We start from the raw sequence: 25,586 nt of genomic DNA, 5'->3' as shown, positions 1-25,586 counted from the left end.
AAGGAATGTAGCGATAATAGACACATATATGTTTATAAAACCGTAAGGAGTCGACATCGATGAAAGCATTATTGAAACGACTGTTTTCGGATTCATTTGCTTTTGCTTTTGTCAATATCGGGAATAAACTGCTTGCTTTTGTTTTGTTTCCCATTTTTATCAAGTATCTGTCTGTCAATGAGTATGCAGATTGGGGAATTACGAATACGATGATGCTGGTCATCTCCTATTTCGTAATATTGGGAAGCGATGCCGCCCTTGCTTTTTATTATCATGATGTAAAGACGAATGAGGAGAGAAAAGGATATCTGACCGCCACGATCCTGTTAAGTTGCCTGGCCGGGATCATTTTTATTCTTGCCTTTTTCTTATTGAGAGAGCCACTATCCTCCGTGATTTATCAGGCAGGTACAAAAAATCAATGGGTTTTGTTTACCGCTTTAGTGGCCACGATGTTTTCGGTGATCAATCAGTTATTGCTGGGTTACCTTCGTTTAGAGCGCCGCAAATGGGTCTTTGTGATTTTTAGCATACTCAACATGGCTGGTTCCTCGTTGGTTAGCATTTACTTTGTCATGGTCCTGCATCAAGGATTGCAGGGAATTTTCTATGGGCAATTGTTGGGACAGGGAGTGGTCATGGTTGGTTTGCTCCTTTTATTGTATCGCCACTTTACGGTGCACGTACGTATGCCATATTTAAAGGACCTGTTGCAGTATGGTGTACCACTGCTCCCTACCTTGATGGCGTTTTGGGTCATTAATACCACTTCCCGTTTATTTGTATACTATATGATTTCACCGAAAAGTGCGGCGATTTTTGATGCCGCATCACGTGTCGCTTCTTATATTGTATTGTTAACGGCTTCCTTCCAACTCGCTTGGCGTCCTTTCTCAATGTCGATCAAGGATCGGGAAGATGCGCCCCAATTGTTTCGCATGCTGGCAAAAGGGGTTTTAATCGTCGGTTCATTGGTGGTCATGGGCTTCAGCTTTATCGCCGAACCTATGATGAAATGGCTTGCTGGTGAGCAGAAACCGGAATATTTTGAGGCCTATCGTTACATGTGGGCTTTATCGTTTAGCACCGTATTAAACGCACTGCATCTGATTATTGGCGTGGGATTGTTTTTCCACAAGAAAACACCCATTGTTTCCCGCGTATTTATGCAGGCAGCGGGTATTTATTTGCTTGGAAGTGTGACTTTGATCCCGCTCTTTGGACTATGGGCGGTGTGCATGATGAATATATTGGTTTATTTATTAATCAATCTCTTTCTATACAGGGAAAACCAGAAAATCTATCCGGTTGATTTTCGCTTTCGGTCCATGTTCATTTATATCGCCATGTTTATTGGCTTGATGAGCGGCATTACCTGTTTACAAATCGCCAAAGTGGATCATTTATGGTTGTATTATTTATTGGGCCTGTTTGCTCTGGTCGTGGCGGTTTTTGCAAGTGGGCTGGTTTCACCCAAACGGCTGTTGCAGTTACGCAAACGGGTCCAGGTGCAACATAATAGGGAAAGCCGACTCCAATGATCGGAGCCGGCTCTTTTTTGTTCAGGAGACGGAAAGTTATTCATAAACCTTGATTTCATTGTAGAATGTATCCCTCTCAACAGGAATACGGTTCGCACCCTTGATTAACCAGACGAGCTCATCAATGGTCAGGGCCGTTTGGGTTAGAGCACCAGCGGCATGGCTAATGCGTTCTTCCACCAGGGTGCCATGTAAATCGGATGCACCGAAATGCATGGATAATTGGGCTAATTGAGTCCCGATATTGATAAAGTACGCTTTGATGTGTGGGAAGTTATCCAACATCAAACGGCTGATCGCAATCGTCCGCATATCATCCATGGCTGATGTCCGGCGTTTGATCGAAGCTGTTTTACTGCGTGGCTGGATCGCCAGCGGAATAAAGACCATAAAGCCACCTGTTTCGTCTTGCAATTCACGCACGCGAATCATGTGGGTCAAGCGTTCTTCCAATGTCTCAATGGACCCGTACAGCATGGTGACATGGGTTTTCAAACCGAGTGAATGAGCGATCCGATGTGCTTCCAGCCATTGATCGGTACTTGCTTTTTCTGGGCTCATTTTCAGGCGATAGCGCTCGGTCAGGATTTCCGCTCCACCGCCCGGCATGGTGTCTAGACCTGCAGCAATGAGTTCCTGGAGTACCTTCTCCATGGACCAACCCGTCAGACGGGAAAAAAATTCGATTTCAGCAGCTGTGTATGCTTTGATCGTGACATGTGGATAATGTTTTTTAAGGATGGAAATCGTTTCGAGATAGTAATCAAAGGAAACGGTGTGGTTATGTCCACCCACAATGTGAAATTCACGAATTCCATCCGTATAACGTTCTTTTACATAAGCCAATACTTCTTCCGGAGACATGGTATAAGCGCCGTCAGCACCCGGATCCCGGCGAAAACCGCAAAAAGCGCATTTTGCTTCACACACGTTGGTGGGATTGATGTACATGTTTTGGATAAAATAAACTTTTTCACCGTTTCGTTTTAAATTGACTTCATTGGCTAATTGTGCAATGGTGAGCAAATCAGGTGACTCATATAAGATCAACCCATCTTCCAAAGTAAGCCGTTCGCCACTTCTGACCTTATCTGCCACATAGGAAAGGTCTTTTTTAATGGTCATGGACATATGGATCCCTCTTTCAATACACTTTGATTTCGTTATAAAGTGTGTCACGCTCAACAGGGATACGACCTGCTTCTTTAATCATGTGGATAAAATCCTGCTTCGGTGTCATTTGTCGGGTTTTTGCTCCTGCTGCGTGGACGATTTGTTCCTCCATGACGGTTCCATCCAGATCATCCACACCAAATTGCAAGGAGACTTGAGCCAGTTTCAGGCCAATCATCATCCAGAAAGCCCGAATATGCGGGAAATTATCCAGCATTAAGCGAGCGACAGCCAAAATTTTCAGATCGTAGATACCGGTTGTCTGTTTTCCGTGCAAATTATATTCTTCAGCGAGTTTGGTATTGTCTGGATGGAAAGCAAATGGGAAGAATGCCTGGAATCCACCTGTTTTATCTTGCAGCTCGCGTAAGCGAATGAAGTGATCAATCACGTGTTCAGGCTTTTCGATATGGCCATAGAGAATGGAAGCATTTGATTTCATTCCCAGGCGATGGGTAATTTCATGGATTTCAAACCAGCGATCTGCATTGGTTTTATGACCTGAAATGATTTTGCGAATTTCAGGGTCAAAAATTTCGGCTCCTCCTCCCAAAATGGAACCCAGTCCAGCTTCACGAAGGCGTAAGATGACTTCTTCGACACTCATTTTGGAAACACGAGCCAGATAATCAATCTCAACAGCAGTAAACGCTTGCACATGGATATGTGGATTATGTTTTTTGGCGATGCGAATCATTTCTTCATAATAAGAGAATGGCAGCTTTGCATTCACTCCACCTACGATGTGCAGTTCGGTGAAGGGATGTTTGGCCATCTCTTTACATTTTTCTTCAATTTGCTCGAGACTGAGTGTATAGGCTCGAGGATTGTTGGGTTTCAAGCCAAATGCGCACAGTTTGCAATCTAGATAGCAAACGTTCGTGTAATTGAGATGCGTATTGACAATAAAGTATACTTTATCTCCATTTTTGCGACGACGGACAAGATCGGCCATCTGGCCCAGTTTCAAGAGGTCGTTTGATTTTAGCAAACGGACTCCATCTTCAAAGGACAGGCGTTCGCCTTTTTCCACTTTTTCCTGAATATCATCTAGGGTGTCTACACCTATTAATCCCATGAAAAAGACTCCCTTCCTGGGTCAAACTAACGTTTATCGTTTCGTATCCCTAAAAATAAATATTCTCTTTCATTCTATCACATCAATAGAATGAAATAAATGAAACAATGATGTTAGAATCTCCCTTGTTTGTCAATCCGCTTGATTTATCCTTGTTTCCTGTCGCTTGCTGTTATTTGATGAGTATTCAAAAATACGAAGAATGATGATTTTGTAAAAAATGCGACTTTCTTTCTATTAATTGGCAGTGTATACTAAAATTAGTCGATAGAGACTGTTGTAATTTGTAGATGATAGAGAGAAAACAAAAAAAAGAGGGGGCGTTCCGTTTGAAACGGAAACTGGAGGAGAAAATGGAAGTGTTGCGTAGAAAAATGGAAGTAACAGCGTTGGATTTGGGTTTAGGTCATCCCAATGTGTATGAATTGAGTCAGGAATTGGATGAACTTCACAATCAATGGCAGAAAGAATGTGCAGATGAATCGAAGACCGTCGAAAAGATTTATCGGATTCGATCACATTCTGCCACGATTCGTGAGGTAGCGATCTGAACAGTCACAAGACAGGAGTTGATCGCTTGAGCAGACAATGGGTTAACCTGTATACTAAAAATAGATAAAGGAGGTTAACCAATATGATTACGTTGACCGAACAAGCAGCTTTGAAGGTGAAAGAAATGCTTCAAGATACAGATGATCCTGAACAGCAATATTTGCGTATTGGTGTCCAGTTGGGTGGTTGTAGCGGTTTATCCTATTCCATGGGATTTGATCCGGATAAAAAAGACACCGATCTGGAGCTTCAACAGCATGGAGTCAAAATCCTGGTCGATAAAGAAAGCCTGCCTCACCTCAAGGGGACTGTCATCGATTATAAAGAAGCGTTGATGGGTGGCGGTTTTAGCATTGACAATCCCAATGCGATTGCTGCGTGTGGATGTGGTGCTTCATTCCGTACAGCAACAGAAGCAGGAAAACCGGAAGATTGCTAAAAGAACCCTTCCTTTCAGAAAAATGGTCTGAAAGGAAGGGTTTTTATGTGATATGTAAAGAAATCTATGTATTTTTTCTGTGAATGACCAATGATGTCTCTCCTATAATCGCATTTCCTGAATGAAAGTGACATGTTGATATCCACACTGTTCACAATAAGTCTGATGAGGGCAGAGATGGTTTTGATAGTCCTGCCATCCATCTGTCATCTTCAGATCATCGATCGGACGATAGGGACTGTAATTGGCGAGATAGTCAAAAACACGCCCACCATCCTGCAGAGAATGACCGCATTTTGGACATGGCAAAATAAGCGAATTTAAACCATTACAGACTGGACAGGCATATGAAAACTGATTCATACGATCCACCTGACTTTTTTTCTTAGCATGAGCCAAGCCAGGCAGAAAGATGCATTCGTTCTGTCTCGTTTTTCTGGATGGATAAATTAAGACCCTTTTGGAACAAATAGGATGAAAACAGACAAAGGGGATATTCTTTTAAAACTTCATGTTTGAGCTATGGCCAGGCTGTAAGCGTGCAGTGGGATCCAGATATTGTTTCGCATTGTTTACAGCGGTTGGTGCCTCTCCAAAACCAACGGCAATCAACTTCACTTTTCCCGGGTAGGTAGCAATATCACCAGCGGCGTAAATACCAGGGATGTTCGTTTCCATACGGGAATTCACTTTAATGGCGCCATTTTCGATTTCCAGCCCCCATTCGTTGATGGGACCCAGTGAAGAAACAAAGCCAAAGCTGACAATCAAGGCGTCTACTTTTAATGTTTCGGTCGTGCCTTGTTTTTTATCAGCAATGGTTACGGTTTCGATTTGTTCGTCACCAGCCAGATGAACAATTTCTCGTGGGGTAATCACTTTTACTTTGGATCGCATCATTTTTTCCACACTATGTTCATGGGCGCGGAAAGTATCACGTCGGTGGATCAGGGTTACCTGTCTGGCAATGGGTTCAAGCATGAGAGCCCAGTCTACAGCTGAATCCCCGCCCCCTGCAATCAGTACATCCTGGTTGCGGAATTGTTCGAGATTGGTAACGAAATAGTGTAAATTTTTACCTTCGTATTTCTCTGCTTCAGGCAAAGGCAGTTTGCGTGGCTCAAAGGCTCCACAACCAGCAGTAATAATAACCGATTTGGCAAGGTGTACGCTTTTATTGGTAACAACTTCAAATAATTGTTCTTCTTTTTTGGTCACGTGGAGTACTTTTTCGTTCAGGCAAAACTCAGGTTGAAACAGGTTTGCTTGCTTAATCAGGTTATCCACAAGCTCCTGGGCACGTACTTTGGGAAAGCCAGCGACGTCATATATGTACTTTTCCGGGTAAAGCGCAGAAAGTTGGCCACCTAACTGCGGCATACTTTCAATGACTTTGACACTTGCTTTGCGCATCCCCGCATAGAAAGCTGTGAACAGTCCTGTGGGGCCTCCGCCTATAATGAGAATATCTGTAATGGTCATGATTACCACCTCAATTGCAAAAATAATAGGTTGTTTGGAACTTTCATTTTCTTCCCATTATAACATGGGAATTTGCATCTATCTAATAGTTTGTTAAATTATGTACAATTCAGGCAATGAAATGTTTACCACAGACAAACAAGGATATGGGTTGAATATTTGGAGACAATGAAAACAAAATGTCTTGCCAAAGGTTCGTGAAAGTCATATCATATTGATTGGTATAATTTAATTTTGGTGGACGTTCTTATATGACGAAAAACTTGTGATGTGTTAAACATAATGGAAAAATGTAGATGGATGTGATCAGGAATGAGTGTACCAAAAATAGTGGTTCTCGGTGCAGGATACGGCGGTTTGATGACTGTCAAAGGTTTGCAGAAACACCTGCACTATAATGAGGCCGAGATAACTTTGGTGAACCAAAATGCTTACCATTACATTACAACGAAGTTACATGAGCCTGCTGCAGGCACCAGCCACCATGACCATGCACGTTTATCGATCCGTTCGGTTATCAATGAACGGAAAGTGAATTTTATTCAGGACAAAGTGACAGCCATTAAATTAGATGAAAAGAAAGTTTTCTTGGAAAATAATGACCCAATTTCTTACGATTATCTGGTTATTGGCTTAGGAAGCTCACCTGAAACATTTGGTATTAAAGGATTAATGGAAAATGCCTTTTTTATTCGCAACATCGATAGCGTGCGCATGATTCGCGAACATATGGAGTATATGTTCTCGCGTTACCAAAATGAGCAAAAAGATGAATTGATTACCATTGTGGTAGGTGGAGCCGGTTTTACCGGGATTGAGTACATTGGTGAGCTTGTAGACCGCATGCCGGAGCTGTGTCACGAATATGACATTCCTCTCGAAAAAGTACGTATTGTGAATGTCGAAGCAGCACCAACCGTCTTGCCTGGTTTTGATAAAGAACTGGTGGAGTATGCGGTCAAATATTTGGAAGGCAAGGGTGTAGAGTTTATCACCGGTACTCCCATTGAAGAATGTACAACAGACGGTGTGGTTCTGAAAGGTGGCCAGGAAATCAAGGCAGCAACCGTTGTCTGGACAGGTGGTGTGCGCGGAAATAAATTGGTCGAGGAATCCGGTTTGGAGACCATGCGTGGTCGTGTAAAAGTGGATGAATATTTGCGTGCGCCTGGGCATGAAAATGTATTTGTTGTGGGAGACAGCTCTTTGATCTTTAATGATGAAGGACGTCCATATCCACCAACAGCTCAAATGGCTACACAGCAAGGTCAAGTGTTGGGCAAAAACCTGGTCGCTCTCATCCGTGGCGGAGAGATGAAACCATTCAAATATATGCCAAAAGGAACCGTTGCATCTCTTGGACGTAAAGAAGCGATTGGTACTGTGGGTGACAAGAAAATATTTGGCGGCTGGGCTGCCTTTGTAAAGAAAATGATTGATCTTCGTTGGTTATTCTTATTGGGTGGCGTTTCACTCGTATTGCGTAAAGGAAAACTATAATACGAATGGATATTTTTATAATAAAAAATAAAGTCCCATACTAGGTGGGACTTTATTTTTTGGGGTTAAAGGGTATTGAGGGCACGCAAGATATCAGGGTGAGAAATCCAGGTGTATACATGGGGACATCTCATGGGGCGCATGGGATATCCGCCTTTGATTCAACTCCAACCCTTATTGTAGCCAAAAGATGATAACAGAATACAAACCATTTGTTAAAAGTTGTAAACAGATGGTCATGTTTCAAGGGACGATGTTTCATTGAATGGCGGATCGTTTTTTTGTACAATGATGAGAGATATTGAACGTGTAGATGGAGGCGAAGGCCGATGAGTCTGCCCCTGGTGTTTTTGGTAGAGAGAATTAATATGTTGCAAATGGTTGTTTCAATTGTCATGTTCTTTGTATTGTTTTTTGGTATCGGCTTTATTTTAAACATGATTTTAAAAACCACTTGGTTACCGTTAGTAATATATTTGGGTATTGCTGCTTTTCTGTTTTTCCGCCTGACTTCCTACCATTTTGCAGACATCTCCATTATGGTAGCCGGATTGGCTGGAACGATTACAGGTGGTTGGACCATTCAAACATTGCGGGCCAAAGGATATAAGATGTTTTAAAAGCTCTTCATCAACATGAAGAGCTTTTTTTATTGAATGCGATTGTCTTGAAAAGGATTGTTGGAATCAGGTATAGTGAAGGATTCAGGATACAACAAGTGAGCCAGATATTTAATGCCAGTAAGCAATCGAGGCGAAGGCCGGCAATACCATCCTTCCTCCAAAATATGAATCCGCTCGGGTGTGGCAAATTTTTTTCCGTGAAAGGGTGGACGGGAAGTAATCAATTCTTTACGTACACGACTGATCGGAATCCCTGTCCAAACGATCAGGCAACGATCCGGTTGTTTTTGGGCGACGGTTTCCCAATCAGCTTGAACACTTTCCTGTTCAATTTCTTCAAAAATATGGGTAGCACCCACCAGACGTGTTACATCTGTCAGCCAATTATGTTTTCCAGGACTGAAAACGGGTTTTGGCCACCATTCCCAATATAACTTTTCGGGATTGGAACGTTTGGGGATATGAGCCTGGATCTGTTCCAGCTCGATTTGAAATCGGTTGGCCACGCGTGTAGCGGTTTCATCCAAACCAAGTGCTCGCCCCAACTTCAGGATGTCTTGTGGAATATCATGTAAGGATTTGGGATTCAGAATGATATAAGGCAGACTGGCTTGTTCCAGACGCTCAATATTTTTTTCCATACCCGGCACACTTAGAGATGCGACTACCAGGTCTGGTTCGAGAGCTTTTACTTTCTCGATATCAATATCCAAATCCGGTCCCAAACGAGGCAAATGACTCCATTCACTGGGCCAATCCGAATAATTGTCCAATCCAACGATTTGCTGATCCAGACCCAAAAAGTATAAAATCTCGGTGTTACTCGGGCAAATGGAGACAATTCGTTTCATGGGATTTCTCCTCCAGGAAATAAAATCCGGCTAAAACCACAACCAATACATAACAAGCGCAATCATGATGCCAAACCAAAAACCCACAAACACCTCAATCGGTTTATGTCCCAATATCTCTTTTAGTTTAATCCCCGATTTTCGCAAAGGTTTTTCATTGAGTTGGCGAATTTCATGCAATAATGTAGAGAAATCTTCAACTAATTGATTGATCACTTGGGCTTGAATACCAGCATGGCGACGTACACCTGTAGCATCATACATGACAATGATGGCAAAAATGACGGCGATCGCGAAGGAATTTGAATGCCATCCTTCGGTTAATCCAATCGCTGTAGCGAGGGAGATGACAGCAGAAGTATGAGAGCTGGGCATTCCACCCGAGTGAAAAAGCCATCCCAAATCCCACTTTTGTGAAATGAAATAGTTCCAGGGAACTTTTAGCAGTTGGGCTGACACGATGGCAGTGATCGATGCCCATAGTGGAAAATTGGAAAATAGTTCATCCAGCATTTCAGTTCATCCTTTCACTTTCACAAGGCAGGGTACCATCCAAAACAAACAAATTTTCCGATTGCCGTTTATGTACATATCTATATTGTTACCTGAATAGGTAAACGGAAAAAGGTTGCCTGAAAGTGGCAACCTTTTTATGTTTCGTCAAGAAATTTTGGAGATCGTCACGTTATTTAAATCATGGAGTGCCTGTTTTTCGATGTAAATTTGGTGCCAGAGCGCAAAGCAAAGAATGGTCCACAACTTGCGGCTATGATCTGCTTTTCCTTCTTTGTGATCGGACAGCATTTGGATTGCCAGGCGTTTATTGATATATTGATCAATTTGGCTTGTACTGAGAATCTCAATGGCCCACAGATAAAATTCATTGCGCAACCAGTGACGTGTCGGTACTGGGAAACCTAATTTCGGTCTCATGTGAATTTCTTTTGGCAACAGGTCTTTCATTGCTTCACGTAGTACATATTTTGTTGTTCCGCCAGCAATTTTATATTTGGTTGGGATCTTTCTCGCAACCTCGAATACTTCTTTATCCAGGAATGGAACACGTAGCTCCAGCGAGTTCGCCATGGACATTTTATCTGCTTTCAGCAGGATATCTCCCGGTAACCAGGTATGGATATCGAGGTATTGCATCTTGGTTACATCATCGTATTCGCTTGCTCTTGCATAAATAGGTGCTGTGATATCAATGGGATGCAGGTGTTGGGTTTGTTGGTTGACCCAATTGGTCAGGATTTCCCGTTTCAAGTCTTCGCTAAAGATGAATGCATTTCCAAAGAAACGCTCCTGCAGTGATTTCGAACCACGGATGATGTAATTTCGTCCCTTGATACCATCCGGCAAGTTGGAAGCGATATTTCCTAGCATTTTACGCAGGCCTTGTGGCATATAGGCGAATGGACGCAAAGCATTCGGCTCCCGATAGATTTTATAGCCACCGAAGAATTCATCGGCACCTTCTCCAGAAAGAACCACCGTCACATGTTCACGAGCCAGCTTGGAAACAAAGTACAACGGAATGGCAGCCGGATCCGCCAATGGTTCATCCATGTACCAGATAATTTGTGGAAGATGGTCGATAAACATCTGTGGTGTGACTTCCAGCTCGTAATGCTCGGTTGCAAAGTGTTCCGCTGTGCGACGGGCATATGGTAACTCGTTTTGTCCAACTGCAAAACCAATACTGAACGTTTTGAGTGGTCCATGTTTGCGCAAGAGACCGGCTGTTGTGGAAGAGTCTACACCACTGGACAGGAAAGCACCGAGTGGCACATCTGCCTGGCGATGATATTGGACAGAGTTTTCCAGGATCGCTCTGGTTTGTTCAATGTAATAGGAAAGTGGTTTACTCTCATCCGGTTCAAAATGCACATGCCAGTATGGCCGGATATCCAAGTGGTTATTTTGGATCAGGAAACAGTGACCGGGCAGAATTTTATGGATTCCTTTGAAAAAGGTTTCTGTATATGGATTATATTGGAAAGTGAGATACTGATAAAGGGACGGCACATTCACTTCAGGTGATACATCTTCCAGCTCAAGCAAGCATTTGATTTCTGAAGCGAAGAAAAAGCCTCTGGGTGTTTCCGTATAATAAAGCGGTTTGATCCCGAAATGGTCTCTCGCACCAAAATAATACTGGTTTTTCATATCCCAAATCGTGAATGCGAACATACCACGTAAATATTTGGGCGTATCAAAGCCAACTTCTTCGTATAAATGAACGATCGTTTCTGTATCGGAGTTGGTTCTGAACTGATGTCCCTTATCTTTCAGCCATTGCTGCAATTCTTTATAGTTATAAATCTCACCGTTGAAAACAATCCACACCGTACCATCTTCGTTGCAAAGCGGTTGCCGTCCATGCGCCAGGTCGATGATACTCAACCGTTTGAAACCCAATCCAATATGTTCATCAATAAAAAAGTGGGTATCATCTGGACCACGGTGGTGAATTTGTTCAGTCATTCTTTCTATTTCCTGTTTTTGAACTGGTTGGCCATACTTTTGATAAACTGATACAAAACCACACATTTTTTCCGTTCACCTGTCTTTTATGTAGAGTTTTTTATCTGAAAACAACGCAGAAATAAAATTCTTTTGTATGATCATTTTTGTTTTTGACATATAATAGAAATCCCCACGCTCACTCTTGTCCTAGTATAGCTGATTCTACAAGAAATAGACCAGATAGAATTTGTCTATTTTCATAAAAAAGTAAGTCCAATTTAAGCCAAATGGCATGTTTGCCAGCACCTTACGTCGAAATGAGGGTTTTGGCAGTCTGGATAAATGGACTATAATAGGGGTTGTGATATCATACGGGTGTGACAACATGTGCATTTACGCCCCTGACAATGAATAGGACTGCAATCGTTATTTTCAAGAGTAGATGGAGGGAATCGGATTGAAAAAGATCTTCCTAGTTTTGTTTACAGCCTTTGTCATGCTAACCGGATGTTCTTACTCTCGTCCTGCCGGAACAGTCGATTATGTCAAAACATCGGTTAGATATATAAATATTGTGAATCATTTAGCAAACAATGTTAGCGATCTTGCTGCAAAAGCGGCAAGTGATGTAAAGAGCAAAGCCGCTTTGGAAAAAGAATTGAAAGAAGTAAAAAGTGAACTTCAGAAATACAATGAGATCATCCCGCCGGATCGTGCGGAAAATATCCACCAAAAAATGCTCAAATACAATCAGACGATTGAAAAAGATATTGATGCTTATTTAAACAACATCAAAAATGGTAAAGTGGATCCCAAACTGTTTCAAACTCCAGCGCTGAAGCAAACCATTCAGGAGATGACCAAGTTGCGTGATGAAATACAGCGATTGGATAAATATTGATCGACACAAAGATTAGAATGGTTTTCATTTATTTCTGGGATATTCTCTTTTATTTCCGCTATCTTTATATTACCAAATCTTACTTTTTCATGCATGAACCAAATGGAACAAGTTTCTGTCCATTTGGTGAGAAGTTATTTTCAATCTATTAATACTATTTCTGCTTGTTTTGTGATAAAATCAATATTATGTTGTTAAATGAAACTATAGTAATATGGAGGAGATCTTCCTTGCGAAAAAGAATCAGTTTCGCCATTTTGACTCTGCTGGCTGTTGTCGTGTTAAGTGCCTGTTCAGCAGTAAGTGATGTGGCCAATTCAGTTGATTATGTAGCAAAAGCAACGGATTACATAAATAAAGTCAGTGATTTTTATAACCAGGCTCCTGGTTTGATTGAGAAAGCTGTAACAGATGCCAATGCAAGAAAAGATCTGGAAAATCAGTTAAATGATCTGAAAAAGGAAATCCAGGCGTTTAATCAATTAACACCTCCTGATTTTGCCAAAGATGTACATCAGACCATTCTCGATCACAACAAGAAGCTGGAGGCAGGCATTGACGCTTACTTGAATAACGTGAAAAATGGCCAGATTGATCCGCAGGCATTTCAAGGATCAGAGCTGTACCAAACCTTCAAAGATATTTCCGGCTTGCTCAATCAAGTGCAAAATCTGAATAAAAACTAAGAGGCATAAGACAGCTTAACTGTTGGGGTTGAGCTGTCTTTTTGTATTTCCAAAAGAGTAAATAAACTTGATTTATGTCGAAAATTCGAATTCATATCGATCAGATAAACCTTGCCTCCTCCACTGCTATCTAATAAATAGAAACACCCAAGAGGAGGGACGACACTTGGAAATTGAACTAGAAGTAAAACGTGCCCAAAAAGGAGAAAAACAGTCCTTTGCCAAGCTGATCCGTCACTATCAGGTTCATTTATACCGTATCGCTTATGCAATACTAAAAAATGATTCCGATTGCGCAGATGCAATTCAAGAAACGATCTTAAATGCATATCAGTCCATTCATCAGTTGAAACAGCCAAATTATTTTAAAACCTGGCTCATTCGCATCTTGATCAATCAATGTAACAAAATGCTTCACCAAAACAAAAAGATGATCCCATTTGAAAAATTGCAAGAACCCTCCTATGCTCCAAAAGAGTATAAAGAGGTTGAATTGAAAGAATTGGTCAATCATCTTGATCCAAACCATCGTCTAGTAATCACTCTTTATTATTTTGAAGACTTGTCATTGGAACAGATTGCCAATCTGCTCAATCTACCAGAAGGAACCATTAAATCACGTCTATATAAAGCGCGTTCTATCTTGTCTGAATGGTTATCTGTAAGTAAAGAAAGGGTGATGCGCTGTGAATAGATTTACGGAGGATCAAGAAATCAAAAAACGGTTGCAGGAAGAATGGAATGAGATTCCCGAAATGGTGCTCAGCCGGATCGAAGAAACCCTGACTTCACTGCCAGAAAAGAAGAAACGAGGGAATCAAATGAAAAAAATATGGCTTGCAGCAACGGCAGCATCCTTTATGATAGCTGGCACGATCACAGCCGGTCTTATCTCGCCCAGCTTTGCCGCTACTCTAAACAAAGTTCCTGTCATTGGCTCCATTTTTGAAAAGATAGGAGACAAAGGAGTAAAAAATGCCGTCAAGAAAGGAGTCACTACTAACCAAATAAACCAAACACAGGAGAAAGATGGAGTTAAATTAACGATTAAAGATATTATTTATGATGATACAAGTTTAATCATTAGTTATGAGATAAAGCAGGGAAGAAAGTTGACTGGTCAAAAGATGACTGTTCAAACGAAAAAGGGAAAAAGAACGGTCCCATTCCCAACTCCTCATGTCAGTTTTATTTTCAAACACAATGGTAAACAACTAAAGGGAGCAGTATCTGGCAGTATTAAAGAAAAAAATGAACATACTATTATGGGTTATGAAAGCCATCAATTAGAACAACCACTTCCCGATAAAGTAAAGTTACAACTGAAAGCTTTTTACTCCGATCCTATGCGGGACAATCCACAAGAGAATAAACCTTTACAGTTCGACTTTACTGTTACTGCACAAAAGGAAAAGAACAACAAAATTTTCAAACCAAATATCACACAATCTATCGGAGATATCAATGTTGAGATTAAACAGGTAAAAGTGAGCAGTTCCTATATCCAACTAGATATCAAAAGATTTGCACCTCTCGATTACACGAATCCTTACTCTTATTCCTTACATGATGAGAATGGAAAAGAGATCGAATCATTGTATGAAGCTGGCGATCTAAAAATGACCAAGTTAACATTTGTTTCCCCAATGGAAAGTCCAAAATCCTTAACACTAAAAATATATAAAAACAAAAAAGAAATAGGCCAAGTGAAAATTCCACTAAAATAAAATTTCCATGATCGCAGAGAAAGAGCAACACCATCCATAGGATGAAAAAGTGTCTGTTTTCCACAAAACGGAGGGAGGGTTCCTTTCAGAGTGACTCTGATGGCATAGAAGTCGTCATGGAGGAAGGAACCCATCTCGAAGTTCGGGAGAAATGTATTCGATATTTTCAAAATAGACAAGCTTGTTTCTGAAAAGGGACTGAGCTTGTCTTATTTTCATGTTTTTATTGGATATGGATGATGAAGATGGATGGTATCCATTCTTGAAGAAAGTGGATATCCATAGTAAAATGGGTATGCAAAAATAAGAATTATTATAAAAATGAAATGAAACCAGATAAAAGGTCGAGATGAAGATGAAAGATTATTACCAACTACTTGGCGTTTCCCAGCAGGCATCCAAGGAAGAAATCGAGCAGGCTATTTTGCAACAAATGCGCGTGTGGACGCATCGGATCAATGCGCCTACCTTAACCAAACGGCAAGAAGCAGAACGGATGGTAGAAGAATTAGAGCAAATCAAGGAAATTTTGTTGGATGATGAAAAACGCAAACAGTATGATCAGGAATTGGAAAAAAGCAGAAAGCTGTCAGTCGTTGACGATAAAAAACAGCAAAGAGAGACGAAAGAGGAGGAAGAAGCAGATCAAAAAGAGATAGAAAGTAAGGAACAAACGTCGTCAGAACCCGTTTTTCAGGATCAGACCGTTTCTTCTGACGACCAGACCGCCGAAAAGAGCGAAGAGGAAGAGAGCAAGGAGAGACAGACAGAGGTTCAGAAGAAAGATACAGAACCTCCCAGCTCTCAACCTGTAGTTCAACAACCCATCAAAGAAGAGCAAACCAAACCATCACCACGGTTGAAGAAAGGTTGGATGGTTGGACTGGTCCTGGTTGCGATTGTCATTGCTTCCGTCGTGACTTTGTTTGCCCTTCAGGGAGGATTTGGCATTTCTTCAGGCAAAGCGACACCTCTTTCGCTCAACCAACCGGTTGTCATTGATAACAAATATATTTTGACGTTAAAAGACATCAGGAAACAAGGAAATAGAACCTCTTTCAAACTTTCCATCAAGCCAACCGATCAGGAGAGAGAGGTTTATCAAAATACCGCCAAAAACAAAGAGTTTCTACAGAAAATGTTAGACAGCGGTCAAGTGGAAAAACGGGCTGATCTCGTCGATTTTGTTCAGAAACCGATTTTTAAAATCGAATTGCATCTGGAAGATTCATCTGGAAATCAAATGGTCAAAATGGATACGACACAGGCAAGCTATACAACAGCGAAAGCATCAGGGGATATGGAAGAAGTGTTCGAATGGTCGATTGCCAATTTACCAGACAGTTCGCACGTTATGGTGATCGATATGATTTCCAGATTTGTGATGAAAGAAGACATTTCGAAAAATCTGAGCGGGCAGACCGTGATCAAGGGTGAAGAGATGATCAGCCACTATCAGGAGCGTTTTGAATTGCCTCGACCTTGATATTCTGAAAATATGGATCGTTTCTCCCTCGCTTCGGAATGGCTTCCTTTCTCCGTGACAACTTCTGTACCATCACAGTCACTCCGTAAGGAACCCATCTGATGGTGTTGCTTGGCAACATTGGCGCTGGGGCTCCTTTTCCGTTTCGCAACTGGAAAAGGAGCCCCTTTGTTTGTCAATATCCTCACTCTCTGGATTATACCTGGGGAGTTGTGGCAGGGTCTTCGATAATATTGAGAATAATTTTACCCATATTTTGATTCGTTTCCATATAGAGATGGGCTTCTTTTACGTCATGCCAAGAATAGATGCGATCAATGACCGGTTTTAATTCACCACTTTCAAACAAGGGCAAAGCATAAGCTGCAAAATCTTTTGTAAGATGGGCTTTGTAATCAACAGAGCGGGAGCGAAGGGTTGTTCCGGTAATCTGCAGGCGTTTCATCAGGATTTTTTGGATCGAGGTTTCTTTCAGTTTGGTTCCTCCCAATGTCCCGATCAATACAAGTCGCCCATCCGTTTGCAGTGATTCCAGATTCTGTTCCCAGTAAGGAGCCCCTACAAAATCCAAAATGAGATGAACCCCTTTTCCATCGGTATATTTCATGACCTCAGGCAAGAACGGCCCTTGTTTGTAATTAATGGCATGATTAGCACCCAGGTTTAAGCAAAACTCTTTTTTCTTTTCAGAGCCAACCGTGACGATCGAATATGCACCAATCGATTTGGCCAACTGGATGGCTGCACTGCCCACTCCACTGGCTCCAGCATGAATCAGCACCGTTTCACCGGGTTGCACCCGTCCGATCCAGAACAGGGTTTGGTATGCAGTGATAAATACTTCGGCAATAGCTGCTGCTTGCTCAAAAGTGAAAGAACTGGGGATCGGAATCGCCAAATCACCCGGAGTTACCACATATTCGGCATAGCCCCCTCCTGGCAGCAATCCGAAGACACGGTCCCCCGGTTTCCAGCGATCCTGACAGTTTTCACCTACTTCTTCCACGACTCCGGCAAATTCCAGTCCCAATACAGGACTGGCTCCCGGTGGAGGTGGGTAATAGCCCTTTCTTTGGACAAGATCCGCCCGATTGAGTGCGGTACTGTAAACCTTGACCAATATCTCATCGGCTGCAGGTTTTGGTTTGGGCAATTCTACAAATTCCAGTTGTTCGACCCCACCGGGCTGTTTCGCAAGAATGGCTTTCAATTGTAGCACTCCTTTCATCTAGCAAACGACGTTCAAATATCTCTCCTCTCTATTTTAACTTGGAACAGGCCTTTCTTTTATAAAAAGATGAAGCGACACCTCCATCCAATGTTTTGTTATAATAAAAAAATAATGAAAAAAGAGAGGGGCAGTAAGGATGAGAATGTATTTCGACCTGTTTGAAAATGACCAACCAGTTGTTCATCCCTAACCTGAAGACGGGGATGAACAGTGGAAATGCGCCCCGTCTTTAGGGATGACTCTTTCATCCATCAAAGACGGAGGTATGAAAAATGAAAAAGAATGGCCTTGGTGCTTTGTGTTTATCGTTGGCTGCAAGTATCTGGGGCGGAATGTATGTCGTCAGCAAATATGTTCTGGATTTTGTCCCGCCGATCACGCTGGTTTGGCTTCGGTATATCGTGGCATTCGGTGTGTTGTATGCTGTGCTGAAAGGAATGCAATGGAAGACCAAACAACAGGAGCGCATTCGTAAAAAAGACTGGTTCCTTTTGATCTGGATCGGGTTTATCGGCTATTTTGTATCGATTTCTCTTCAGTTTATCGGTACCAAATGGTCAGACGCACATACAGGCGCTTTGATTACTTCGGCAACCCCCGCGTTCATTGTGCTGTTTGCCCGTTTTGTGTTACAGGAAAAGTTAACCGCTCGCAAACTGTTATCTCTCTTTTTGGCAACCATTGGGGTTATTTTGGTCATTGGTTGGGATACCCGTGTTGGAAGCTATTTTTGGGGAAGTATCTCTCTAGTTGGAGCTGCCATTTCCTGGGCTCTTCTCTCTGTTTATGTAAAAGTCGCTTCTGACCGCTTTTCTACTTTAACAATTACCACTTATGCCATATTCTTTGCCATGATTTTTACCACTCCCATCATGATTTGGGAAGTGCAAGTAAATCCTGTCACTTTAAACGACTGGCTCGTGATTTCAGGCGTTCTCTATCTGGGAATTGTTTCTACAGCAGGCGCCTTTTTCCTGTGGAATAAAGGAATGGAGCTGATGGATGCGGGAATTGGGTCACTTTTTTTCTTCTTTCAGCCTGTTGTCGGATCACTATTGGGCTGGTTGTTGCTCGGTGAGCAGCTGAATGTCAACTTTTTCATCGGTGGATGTTTTATCCTGGTTGGCGTGTTGGTCGTGACCATACAACCTGAAAAAGAGTGATAGAAAGCCCATCACAATGGATGGGCTTTTTTGGCAATGAAAAATAAGGAAAAAGGAAAATGCATTTCTATGTTGAAGACAAAGAAAAATAGGGGAAGTAAAAAATAGGATGAGTATGACCAGAGCAAAAGGGAAATTGCGTAGTGAAAGAGATGATGGGGGTGCATTTTTTTGGTTGCGGATGCAACTAGACCAACGGCAACACTGAGCCAGCGAGCCAGAGAGCTGTTAAGCAAAGAAGAAGGGAATGATGTTGACTTTAAAAGAAACCGCAGTGGTTTGAAAGCAGAAGATATGGTGGCCTTTGCCAACTCGCCGGAAGGTGGCGTGATTCTGATTGGGGTGGATGAAGTAGAAGATGCGAACGGACGGCAGCGAGGAAAAGTGGTCGGATGTAAAATCAGTGATGGTGAAAAACTGGCCATCATTAGCAAGGCGACCTCATGCAGGCCCCCGATTGACATAGAAATCTATGTGGAAACAACTGATGAAGGCGTATCTTTTTATCGGATTGAAATTCCGAGTGGACAGTACAAACCTTACTGTACGGATAAAGGATTATATATGATACGGGGAGATGGGCGAAATATCCCTCTCACACCTGATCGATTGCTTGATCTTTATCTCGAAGTGCAAGGCAGGCAATTTTTCCACCGGTTCAGGCAGGCAACAACCGTTTTGGAAAAGCAACTGGAGCAGAGCCGCCTGGAGCTGAAGGTACTCAATCAGGGACTCTATCAAATAAAGGAAAAAATCAGTAAAGAGCTGGATGACATTTTGCTGATCTTGGAGTCTACTGTGGAAGATACTTCCGAACAGATCCAGTATAAATTAAATGATATTTTTAACAGTGCCGATCAAGCTGAAAAGTTATCCGATGATGCCCTCAGTTTTTCCATGGAAGCTTTTGAAGAAATCCAGGCCGTCAGTCGGAAGTTGGAAAAGATGAAAGTGGAAGTTTCGGAAATGAGCGAAAAGGTAAATGCTGTATTGTCTCACTTTCACATTGAGCATCCGCAACAAAAACATGATCCGGAAAAAGTGAAAAAGCTTCCTACGCATCTCTATCCGATCTATGCAGATCAAGAAAAGGTGTTGAAAAAAAGAAAGAAGAGCCAGTAGATGTTCATATCCAGGCTGTGCCCGCTGTCGTGCGGGTTTTTTATTGGGGTGGGTTTGTTAGGAAAGTTGCTTGGTAAAAGGATGATCTAATTGATCGTTTCAAAAAAATGGAGGAAAGCAAAATGGTGTTGAAAGGGAAATGTATCCAATTGATCCCGTGTTCGGGCGAGATTGTCAGACTGATCATCGATGAAGACAGAGACAAATTGAGCCAACGATTGGGAGCAAAGTTACCATCAGAATGGCCGACACAGGATACCAGAGACATTGCACCGTTGTTTTTGAGAGACCTGGAAGCTGATCCGGAGATGCTGGGCTGGGGAATGTGGATCGCTATTCATCAGAAAGAGAATACGGTAGTAGGGGATATGGGATTTAAAGGAAAGCCAGACGAATCCGGAACCGTAGAGATTGGCTACGGCATTGTTCAGTCCTATCGCAATCATGGATACGCAACGGAAGCTGCCAGACTACTTATCGATTGGGCTTTTTCCAATTCTGCAGTCAAGAAAGTGATTGCTGAGTGTCTAATTGATAACGCACCTTCCATTCGTGTTCTGGAAAAACTCAACATGCAGCGCACTGTTGTAGAAGGCAATTTGCAGAAGTGGGAGTTGACTAGGTAGGAAGTGTTTTGGACTTGGGGGATCTCAATCCGTTGACTGGTCAGGTGAGGGTAAGGTAGTTTTACTATTTTGGGGTTAAACCAGTTTTAGATTGCCAAACAATGAATACACACTCCTTCTTGTCAGAAGGAGTGTTTTATTCTTCCCTCCTGGGTGTAGCGAGTAAGTCATCCGCTCTCCTGAGCATAGTTACCAACTATGTTATGGCTATCTTTAATGATATTCAACTTAGAATCGGTTGTTTTTTTGTGATTATCTGGATGATCAACACACACATCCATCAATCTTCCTCTTCTACCTCATTAATCAGCTTCATAATGCGATCCACATCCAATTGGTTATCTTGAATCGCTTGGGCTAGAGGAATATCGGCAATCGCCTCTTTTCTCTCCAGGGTCATTTTCTCAATAGCATGATCCAACGCCCAATCCACAGCTTCTGTAGTGACATCTTTTTTGGCTGGCATCGCCCATCACGTCCTTTGTCACATTTTCATGCTTCTACTATATGCTCTTTCGCTTTGCCTCGCATATTTTTCGCAGAACATATACTCTCGGAAGGAAAATGCTTGGCTCCGAGAAAACTTCTTCTTCGAAACCCTTATACATAAGTGATTGCCAAAAATCTCAATACCATCGCAGTTATCTATGCTTTATAACAGAGAAGAGACCAGGACTGCAGCGGTTCCTGGTCTGTAGTTTATTGAGGGATGATAATGCTATTACACCGACTGGATCGGCATCTCTATTCCGAGCGGAAGCAACCCGCGGGAAAAGAAAGTGGAGCTCTTGTCGGCGTAGTTGATGGTGCTGGGAAGTCTCGATTTGTTGATAGAGTGGACATTCATGTAGGTTAACCTGTAGATGTCTTCAATGATCTGATCCATGGAAAGATGTTGGGTCAGTCGACGGACTCGGATGGGCTGTGCCATCCCTACATGATCGCTTGGATCTGTAGTGCAAAGATAAGCAATGTTATCCGAATCACGAATATACGCATGTCCTAGGGGATTTACCCATTTGGGCTCGGATTATCTTTGTAAGCCATTCTTCTCAATATGTTTTTTTCGATGGCAACATAATCAAAGGAAATATGGTACTGATTCAGGATATCGCGAATCGTGTTCACTTCGGTAAGATGGCCTTTTCCGTCACGGTGAAAAGTGATATGACTGGGATAGCGGCCTTCTTTTTGTTTGTATCGATCCAGGGTATGATTAATGGATTGCTCGATGGTTTCCCTACGGATTACCTCACCCCGTTCAGAATTGGAGAGCGGTTTGGTCCAAAGAGGAGTCCCGTCTTTTCCAACTACCTGGATGATCCCGGTGGTGTGGATCCCTCCCTCATGAGATACATCGAGCCCGACAAAACAGTCGGAGTGAAGAGGGTGCTTCAACTTCCAAGGATGGACTCCGTTTTTCACGTACAGCCCCAGGAGAATATTCAACAAGATGTTTTCGCTTCCCTTACTTTTGAGTTCACTGGTTTCATAAGTTACAACCTGTGTACGAAGACAGTGATCTCTGCCGAGCAGGTGTTTAATCAATGAATAAAAGTCTCTCGAACCCACTTTTTTCTCCAGATGTTCCTTTTTGGCCACGATGATGAGCGGATGTTCGCGGTTCATGATTTTGGCTGCTTCCTGCAATTCCTCACGAAGCGAAAGGGCATCGTCAAAATGGATGCGTCTGATCTTTCCGCTGTCCAGCGCTGACCTTTCTAATGTAACTCCCAATTTATTCGATAATTTTTGCAGCGCGATCGTAAACGGGAAGTCTAGCCCATGCTTATAACGCTTCGTAAAATTTTTGACCACATTGTCATCAATCAGAATCTGACATTCAATGGGTTTCTTCGGAGGAGAAATAACGCCACCCTTTTTCAATCCACGTTGACCCCAGGTATCTTCAACTCCTTGGCCAAATAACAACGTTGGCTTTTTCATGACTTTGATTCGAAACCCGGCTTGATCAGCGAACAGGCTTCTTTCATGGAATCGAATGGGAAGATCCGGGCAATTGTTTTTCCAGTCGTTCATGACCTTGCCCATTCCTTTGATCAGTCTCTGAACACGATCATCGACAGGAATTTTGGTCTCTTTCTTTCCGTCAATAGGAACCTGATCCCATGTGCAAACCAACCTTAACAGTTGCGGGATAAAGTACAATGGTTTGGAACTGGTTGGGGAAAAACAGATGATAGCCGGAGTATATGGAGGAATGTTCTTGACATATTTCTCATTGCCATTGTTTCGATAATAGTCGATCGGGCTTTCTCCGGTACTCAACAGAGGATCTGACACAGTTTGATCCGAAATGCTGTGGAAATGATAGGTTTTGCGATTGATAATATCCACGACTTGGCAGTTTTCTTCCAGTTTAACTCCCTTCAGAATCATATCATACAGGCTTTTTCGATAAGAAAACTGGTGATGGAGATCAAAGCCGATTGAGATCAAGCCAGATGGATAAACATTCATCTCGAATTGAAGGTAGCGTCTCATCTCGATATCATTGTTTAGCCGTTTAGCTTTTTTGATGGTAATAGTATTTTTTTTAGTATAAAAAATATTAGGATCTTGCGCATTTTCAAAGCTCCTGGCCAACAGACGCTCCAACAATCTCCTTTCGACTGACGACTCTACTTGAATGCAACGAAATTCTTCTCGAATCGGGGTGAAGTTTCCCCATGCTTTGACCTTTTGAAATGATCCAAGAAGGTGACCCGCGCTTTCTAATAGAATCCCGGGATTTTGTCTCATCACTTCATATTTTATTTTGGCTGTGTATTTTTCAATTTGACTGATTTCTTGACTTGTTTGTGGTATGGTATAGAGGTAAATTGGAAGATCAGAAGCCTTGGTTTCCAACGTCCACTCAGAGATAAAGTGGGCTTTTTCCAATGCCTTTTTCCTCCTATTGATAAATTCATTTGTGGATTTTTAATAGTGCTCTTTAAGTAATATTTGATTCGTGGTGGCAACCGGGATACCTTCTAAATCATAAAAATATTTTTATGTAAGAGGTTGAAAAAGTGTTTAATATGAAATTAATATCCAGTAAACCATTAGAAAAAATAAGTCTACAACCATATAAAGCAAGGGATTATGATCCTGAGTTAGATGATGAGACGTCAGTAATATCCGATATATGTAGGGGCAAAGCGATTTTCATAAATTTGTATAATGACTTTATACATCTGGGTAAACATCTGTGTTACGATTTGATCAATCATATGTTGTTAGGATTCAGCAAAAACGGATAGCTAAAAAGTATAAATTTATAAGAAAAAAACGACTTGAGGATAACCAAGTCGTTTTTTAAATATATACGGATAAGATATAAGACCATGTTAGTCATTACAGACTTGAACATTTTAAACTTCTATTTAAATTAGCTTATATTGCCGCAATGATAGACAGGAAACATTGGGAAAACAGACCCATTAATTTATTTCGTAGTATGCTGAAGTCGCTGTAATTCAGCTCCTAAAAATTTCGCCAGCTCCAACATCCCGAACTTTCCGGCACGTGCTTCCGCTTCTGAGTTATAGTTTGTATTGGTATTTACATCGTACGTAAAAATTGTCCCGTTTTGATCATAAATGAATTCAATACCAGCAATATGAATATCGTTTGCACGCAAAAATTGCTCATATTTTTCCAGGATTGGATCATAAAAGCCATCGATAATTTCAAATTTTGGACGCGTCGGCGTTTCTCCAACTGGACAGAATAAATCGCCAATTTGGCAGGCATCCGCTGGGCAAAGTTCAAATCCTTCCGACGTGTCTACCCGCACTGCATATAGAAACTTGCCGCCAATAAATTCACAACGAACGATAAATGGTTCGGGTGCTTGAATGTATTCTTGTATAAGCGTAATACCATCGACTGAATCTTCAAATGCAGCGCTTTCAACATACTGCTGCAGCGCTTCAATGGAATGGAACAATTGCACGCCAAGCCCTTTTCCAGCGCGATTATGTTTCGTAATGAACGACGGAGTGCCGAGCTGTTTTGCAGCTTCTATGATTTGTGTTTTACCAACAGCAGCGATCGTTTTCGGTGTGCGAATGCCATGTGCATTGAGTGCCATATACTGGTTCACTTTGCTTACTTCCAGGCGCAGGGCACGGCTTCCGTTGAACACGCGACGTCCATGCCGCTCCAGCCATGCGAGTACTGCCTCAGTCAGTTCCGGGGCAAAGCGATGATCCCGCGTATGAGAAGAGGCACTCATTCGATTATAAAAAACTCCTTCTGGCGGCGTTGCCTGTAAATCGACTGTCCCTTCATTTAGAAACCATTCTTCATAGGGCAAGCCAAGTTCATCTAACCGTCGTGTCAAGTGAACGGTCCATTCACTGTTTTCATGGATTATATAGATTTTACTCATCTTGTTTTCCTCCTTGAATATCACGCGGAAGAGGGAAATGTCGTAACGATTGAATCGTCGTTTTCCACTTTTTCGTTTCGTTTAGAATCCATTTAACCTGGTTGGTGAAAATAAGACGATACGTATCACCCTTTGTATACTACAGGAGTTACTCTTTCTTTTCAAATCAATTTATACTCAAAAAATTAGGTTGGGAAATTGAAGGAAATCGTGATGAAAGGCGAGGCAAGTTGAGCCTCGCTTCTTAATATGGTAAGATAAACCAACCGAATCGGAAAAGTAGGTGGTATCGATGAAAAAGCCGAATCGTTTGATTCATGAAAAGTCGCCTTATCTTCTGCAACATGCCTACAATCCTGTTGATTGGTATCCATGGAGCGAAGAGGCGTTTGAAATAGCTAATAAAGAAGATAAACCCATTTTTCTTTCTATTGGGTATTCCTACTTGTCATTGGTGACACGAGGGAGGAGAAACACAAACCGGAGTAATTTTTAGATGGAAAAAGAAAAAAGCCACAGGATGAACCTGCAGCCATT

At 42.0% G+C, this 25,586-nt stretch carries 25 protein-coding genes and 1 pseudogene; 14 read left to right on the top strand and 12 right to left on the bottom strand.

The window, feature by feature from the left end; all coding sequences use genetic code 11:
- Nucleotides 1-59 precede the first annotated feature (59 nt).
- Nucleotides 60-1,541 carry a lipopolysaccharide biosynthesis protein gene (locus tag BMZ78_RS03755; RefSeq protein ID WP_093228099.1) on the top strand — a complete coding sequence of 494 codons (1,482 nt, stop codon included), beginning with the start codon at nucleotides 60-62 and terminating at the stop codon, nucleotides 1,539-1,541.
- Nucleotides 1,542-1,577: 36 nt separating this feature from the next.
- Here the strand turns inward: BMZ78_RS03755 and mqnE (BMZ78_RS03750) are convergent, their stop codons facing one another.
- Together mqnE (BMZ78_RS03750) and mqnE (BMZ78_RS03745) are read right to left on the bottom strand one after the other, a co-directional pair.
- Nucleotides 1,578-2,672 (bottom strand): aminofutalosine synthase MqnE, encoded by a 1,095-nt coding sequence (gene mqnE / locus BMZ78_RS03750; RefSeq protein WP_093228097.1) that lies wholly within the window; start codon nucleotides 2,670-2,672, stop codon nucleotides 1,578-1,580.
- A gap of 13 nt (nucleotides 2,673-2,685) precedes the next feature.
- Complete coding sequence (gene mqnE, locus BMZ78_RS03745; protein WP_093228096.1) at nucleotides 2,686-3,792, bottom strand: aminofutalosine synthase MqnE; 1,107 nt, start codon at nucleotides 3,790-3,792, stop codon at nucleotides 2,686-2,688.
- Nucleotides 3,793-4,121: 329 nt separating this feature from the next.
- Here mqnE (BMZ78_RS03745) and BMZ78_RS03740 point away from each other — a divergent pair, with 329 nt between their 5' ends.
- Nucleotides 4,122-4,343, top strand: coding sequence for an aspartyl-phosphate phosphatase Spo0E family protein (locus BMZ78_RS03740; protein WP_139203255.1), 222 nt, complete (start codon nucleotides 4,122-4,124; stop codon nucleotides 4,341-4,343).
- An 83-nt stretch (nucleotides 4,344-4,426) separates the two neighbouring features.
- Nucleotides 4,427-4,783, top strand: a complete 357-nt coding sequence (locus tag BMZ78_RS03735) for a HesB/IscA family protein (protein ID WP_093228093.1) — start codon at nucleotides 4,427-4,429, stop codon at nucleotides 4,781-4,783.
- A gap of 102 nt (nucleotides 4,784-4,885) precedes the next feature.
- Here the strand turns inward: BMZ78_RS03735 and BMZ78_RS03730 are convergent, their stop codons facing one another.
- Both BMZ78_RS03730 and BMZ78_RS03725 read right to left on the bottom strand, forming a co-directional pair.
- Nucleotides 4,886-5,146, bottom strand: a complete 261-nt coding sequence (locus BMZ78_RS03730; protein WP_093228092.1) for a hypothetical protein — start codon at nucleotides 5,144-5,146, stop codon at nucleotides 4,886-4,888.
- A gap of 138 nt (nucleotides 5,147-5,284) precedes the next feature.
- Nucleotides 5,285-6,265, bottom strand: coding sequence for an NAD(P)/FAD-dependent oxidoreductase (locus BMZ78_RS03725; RefSeq protein ID WP_093228090.1), 981 nt, complete (start codon nucleotides 6,263-6,265; stop codon nucleotides 5,285-5,287).
- A gap of 312 nt (nucleotides 6,266-6,577) precedes the next feature.
- Here BMZ78_RS03725 and BMZ78_RS03720 point away from each other — a divergent pair, with 312 nt between their 5' ends.
- Both BMZ78_RS03720 and BMZ78_RS03715 read left to right on the top strand, forming a co-directional pair.
- Nucleotides 6,578-7,765, top strand: a complete 1,188-nt coding sequence (locus BMZ78_RS03720; protein WP_093228089.1) for an NAD(P)/FAD-dependent oxidoreductase — start codon at nucleotides 6,578-6,580, stop codon at nucleotides 7,763-7,765.
- 329 nt (nucleotides 7,766-8,094) lie between these two features.
- Nucleotides 8,095-8,385 carry a YuiB family protein gene (locus tag BMZ78_RS03715; protein ID WP_245739722.1) on the top strand — a complete coding sequence of 97 codons (291 nt, stop codon included), beginning with the start codon at nucleotides 8,095-8,097 and terminating at the stop codon, nucleotides 8,383-8,385.
- A gap of 29 nt (nucleotides 8,386-8,414) precedes the next feature.
- Here the strand turns inward: BMZ78_RS03715 and BMZ78_RS03710 are convergent, their stop codons facing one another.
- The 3 genes from BMZ78_RS03710 to asnB all read right to left on the bottom strand — a co-directional run bounded on the left by BMZ78_RS03710 (nucleotide 8,415) and on the right by asnB (nucleotide 11,792).
- On the bottom strand, nucleotides 8,415-9,239 hold the full coding sequence (locus BMZ78_RS03710; protein ID WP_093228088.1) for a cobalamin-binding protein: 825 nt from the start codon (nucleotides 9,237-9,239) through the stop codon (nucleotides 8,415-8,417).
- 30 nt (nucleotides 9,240-9,269) lie between these two features.
- A complete protein-coding gene (locus BMZ78_RS03705; protein ID WP_175482272.1) occupies nucleotides 9,270-9,752 on the bottom strand; it encodes a divergent PAP2 family protein in 483 nt (160 codons plus the stop codon).
- 147 nt (nucleotides 9,753-9,899) lie between these two features.
- On the bottom strand, nucleotides 9,900-11,792 hold the full coding sequence (gene asnB / locus BMZ78_RS03700) for an asparagine synthase (glutamine-hydrolyzing) (RefSeq protein ID WP_093228087.1): 1,893 nt from the start codon (nucleotides 11,790-11,792) through the stop codon (nucleotides 9,900-9,902).
- 373 nt (nucleotides 11,793-12,165) lie between these two features.
- On the opposite strand from asnB, the gene BMZ78_RS03695 reads away from it, so the two are divergent.
- The 5 genes from BMZ78_RS03695 to BMZ78_RS03675 all read left to right on the top strand — a co-directional run bounded on the left by BMZ78_RS03695 (nucleotide 12,166) and on the right by BMZ78_RS03675 (nucleotide 16,508).
- Nucleotides 12,166-12,609: a DUF6376 family protein gene (locus BMZ78_RS03695; RefSeq protein WP_093228086.1), complete on the top strand. Its 444-nt coding sequence runs from the start codon at nucleotides 12,166-12,168 to the stop codon at nucleotides 12,607-12,609.
- 230 nt (nucleotides 12,610-12,839) lie between these two features.
- Nucleotides 12,840-13,295 (top strand): DUF6376 family protein, encoded by a 456-nt coding sequence (locus BMZ78_RS03690; protein WP_245739721.1) that lies wholly within the window; start codon nucleotides 12,840-12,842, stop codon nucleotides 13,293-13,295.
- A 166-nt stretch (nucleotides 13,296-13,461) separates the two neighbouring features.
- Nucleotides 13,462-13,989, top strand: a complete 528-nt coding sequence (locus BMZ78_RS03685) for an RNA polymerase sigma factor (protein WP_093228084.1) — start codon at nucleotides 13,462-13,464, stop codon at nucleotides 13,987-13,989.
- Between the two features lie 31 nt (nucleotides 13,990-14,020).
- Nucleotides 14,021-15,022 carry a DUF4179 domain-containing protein gene (locus BMZ78_RS03680; protein WP_175482271.1) on the top strand — a complete coding sequence of 334 codons (1,002 nt, stop codon included), beginning with the start codon at nucleotides 14,021-14,023 and terminating at the stop codon, nucleotides 15,020-15,022.
- A gap of 355 nt (nucleotides 15,023-15,377) precedes the next feature.
- Entirely contained in the window at nucleotides 15,378-16,508 is a 1,131-nt protein-coding gene (locus BMZ78_RS03675) for a J domain-containing protein (RefSeq protein ID WP_175482270.1), read from the top strand.
- A 196-nt stretch (nucleotides 16,509-16,704) separates the two neighbouring features.
- On the opposite strand, the gene BMZ78_RS03670 is transcribed toward BMZ78_RS03675, so the two are convergent.
- Nucleotides 16,705-17,718, bottom strand: coding sequence for an NAD(P)H-quinone oxidoreductase (locus BMZ78_RS03670; RefSeq protein WP_093228304.1), 1,014 nt, complete (start codon nucleotides 17,716-17,718; stop codon nucleotides 16,705-16,707).
- Nucleotides 17,719-18,011: 293 nt separating this feature from the next.
- Between BMZ78_RS03670 and BMZ78_RS03665 the strand changes: the two genes are divergently transcribed.
- The 3 genes from BMZ78_RS03665 (at nucleotide 18,012) to BMZ78_RS03655 (ending at nucleotide 20,650) form a co-directional block, all read left to right on the top strand.
- Nucleotides 18,012-18,902, top strand: a complete 891-nt coding sequence (locus tag BMZ78_RS03665) for a DMT family transporter (protein WP_093228080.1) — start codon at nucleotides 18,012-18,014, stop codon at nucleotides 18,900-18,902.
- Between the two features lie 171 nt (nucleotides 18,903-19,073).
- Entirely contained in the window at nucleotides 19,074-20,024 is a 951-nt protein-coding gene (locus tag BMZ78_RS03660) for an AlbA family DNA-binding domain-containing protein (RefSeq protein WP_175482269.1), read from the top strand.
- Nucleotides 20,025-20,146: 122 nt separating this feature from the next.
- Nucleotides 20,147-20,650 (top strand): GNAT family N-acetyltransferase, encoded by a 504-nt coding sequence (locus BMZ78_RS03655; RefSeq protein ID WP_175482268.1) that lies wholly within the window; start codon nucleotides 20,147-20,149, stop codon nucleotides 20,648-20,650.
- Between the two features lie 280 nt (nucleotides 20,651-20,930).
- Here BMZ78_RS03655 and BMZ78_RS03650 read toward each other — a convergent pair whose 3' ends face one another.
- The 4 genes from BMZ78_RS03650 to BMZ78_RS03635 form a co-directional block, all read right to left on the bottom strand.
- Nucleotides 20,931-21,116, bottom strand: coding sequence for a hypothetical protein (locus BMZ78_RS03650; RefSeq protein ID WP_093228075.1), 186 nt, complete (start codon nucleotides 21,114-21,116; stop codon nucleotides 20,931-20,933).
- 255 nt (nucleotides 21,117-21,371) lie between these two features.
- Nucleotides 21,372-21,536, bottom strand: coding sequence for a hypothetical protein (locus BMZ78_RS19550; RefSeq protein WP_425263911.1), 165 nt, complete (start codon nucleotides 21,534-21,536; stop codon nucleotides 21,372-21,374).
- Nucleotides 21,537-21,661: 125 nt separating this feature from the next.
- On the bottom strand, nucleotides 21,662-23,554 hold the full coding sequence (locus BMZ78_RS03645; protein ID WP_093228074.1) for a Piwi domain-containing protein: 1,893 nt from the start codon (nucleotides 23,552-23,554) through the stop codon (nucleotides 21,662-21,664).
- Nucleotides 23,555-24,101: 547 nt separating this feature from the next.
- Nucleotides 24,102-25,049, bottom strand: a complete 948-nt coding sequence (locus BMZ78_RS03635; RefSeq protein WP_093228070.1) for an ATP-grasp domain-containing protein — start codon at nucleotides 25,047-25,049, stop codon at nucleotides 24,102-24,104.
- A 292-nt stretch (nucleotides 25,050-25,341) separates the two neighbouring features.
- Between BMZ78_RS03635 and BMZ78_RS03630 the strand changes: the two are divergent.
- Nucleotides 25,342-25,504, top strand: a pseudogene (locus BMZ78_RS03630) (DUF255 domain-containing protein); the annotation flags it as partial.
- Nucleotides 25,505-25,586: the final 82 nt, after the last annotated feature.

Source organism: Thermoflavimicrobium dichotomicum, assembly GCF_900114055.1.
Classification (GTDB): domain Bacteria; phylum Bacillota; class Bacilli; order Thermoactinomycetales; family Thermoactinomycetaceae; genus Thermoflavimicrobium; species Thermoflavimicrobium dichotomicum.
This window is presented reverse-complemented; position numbering and strand designations above follow the sequence as displayed.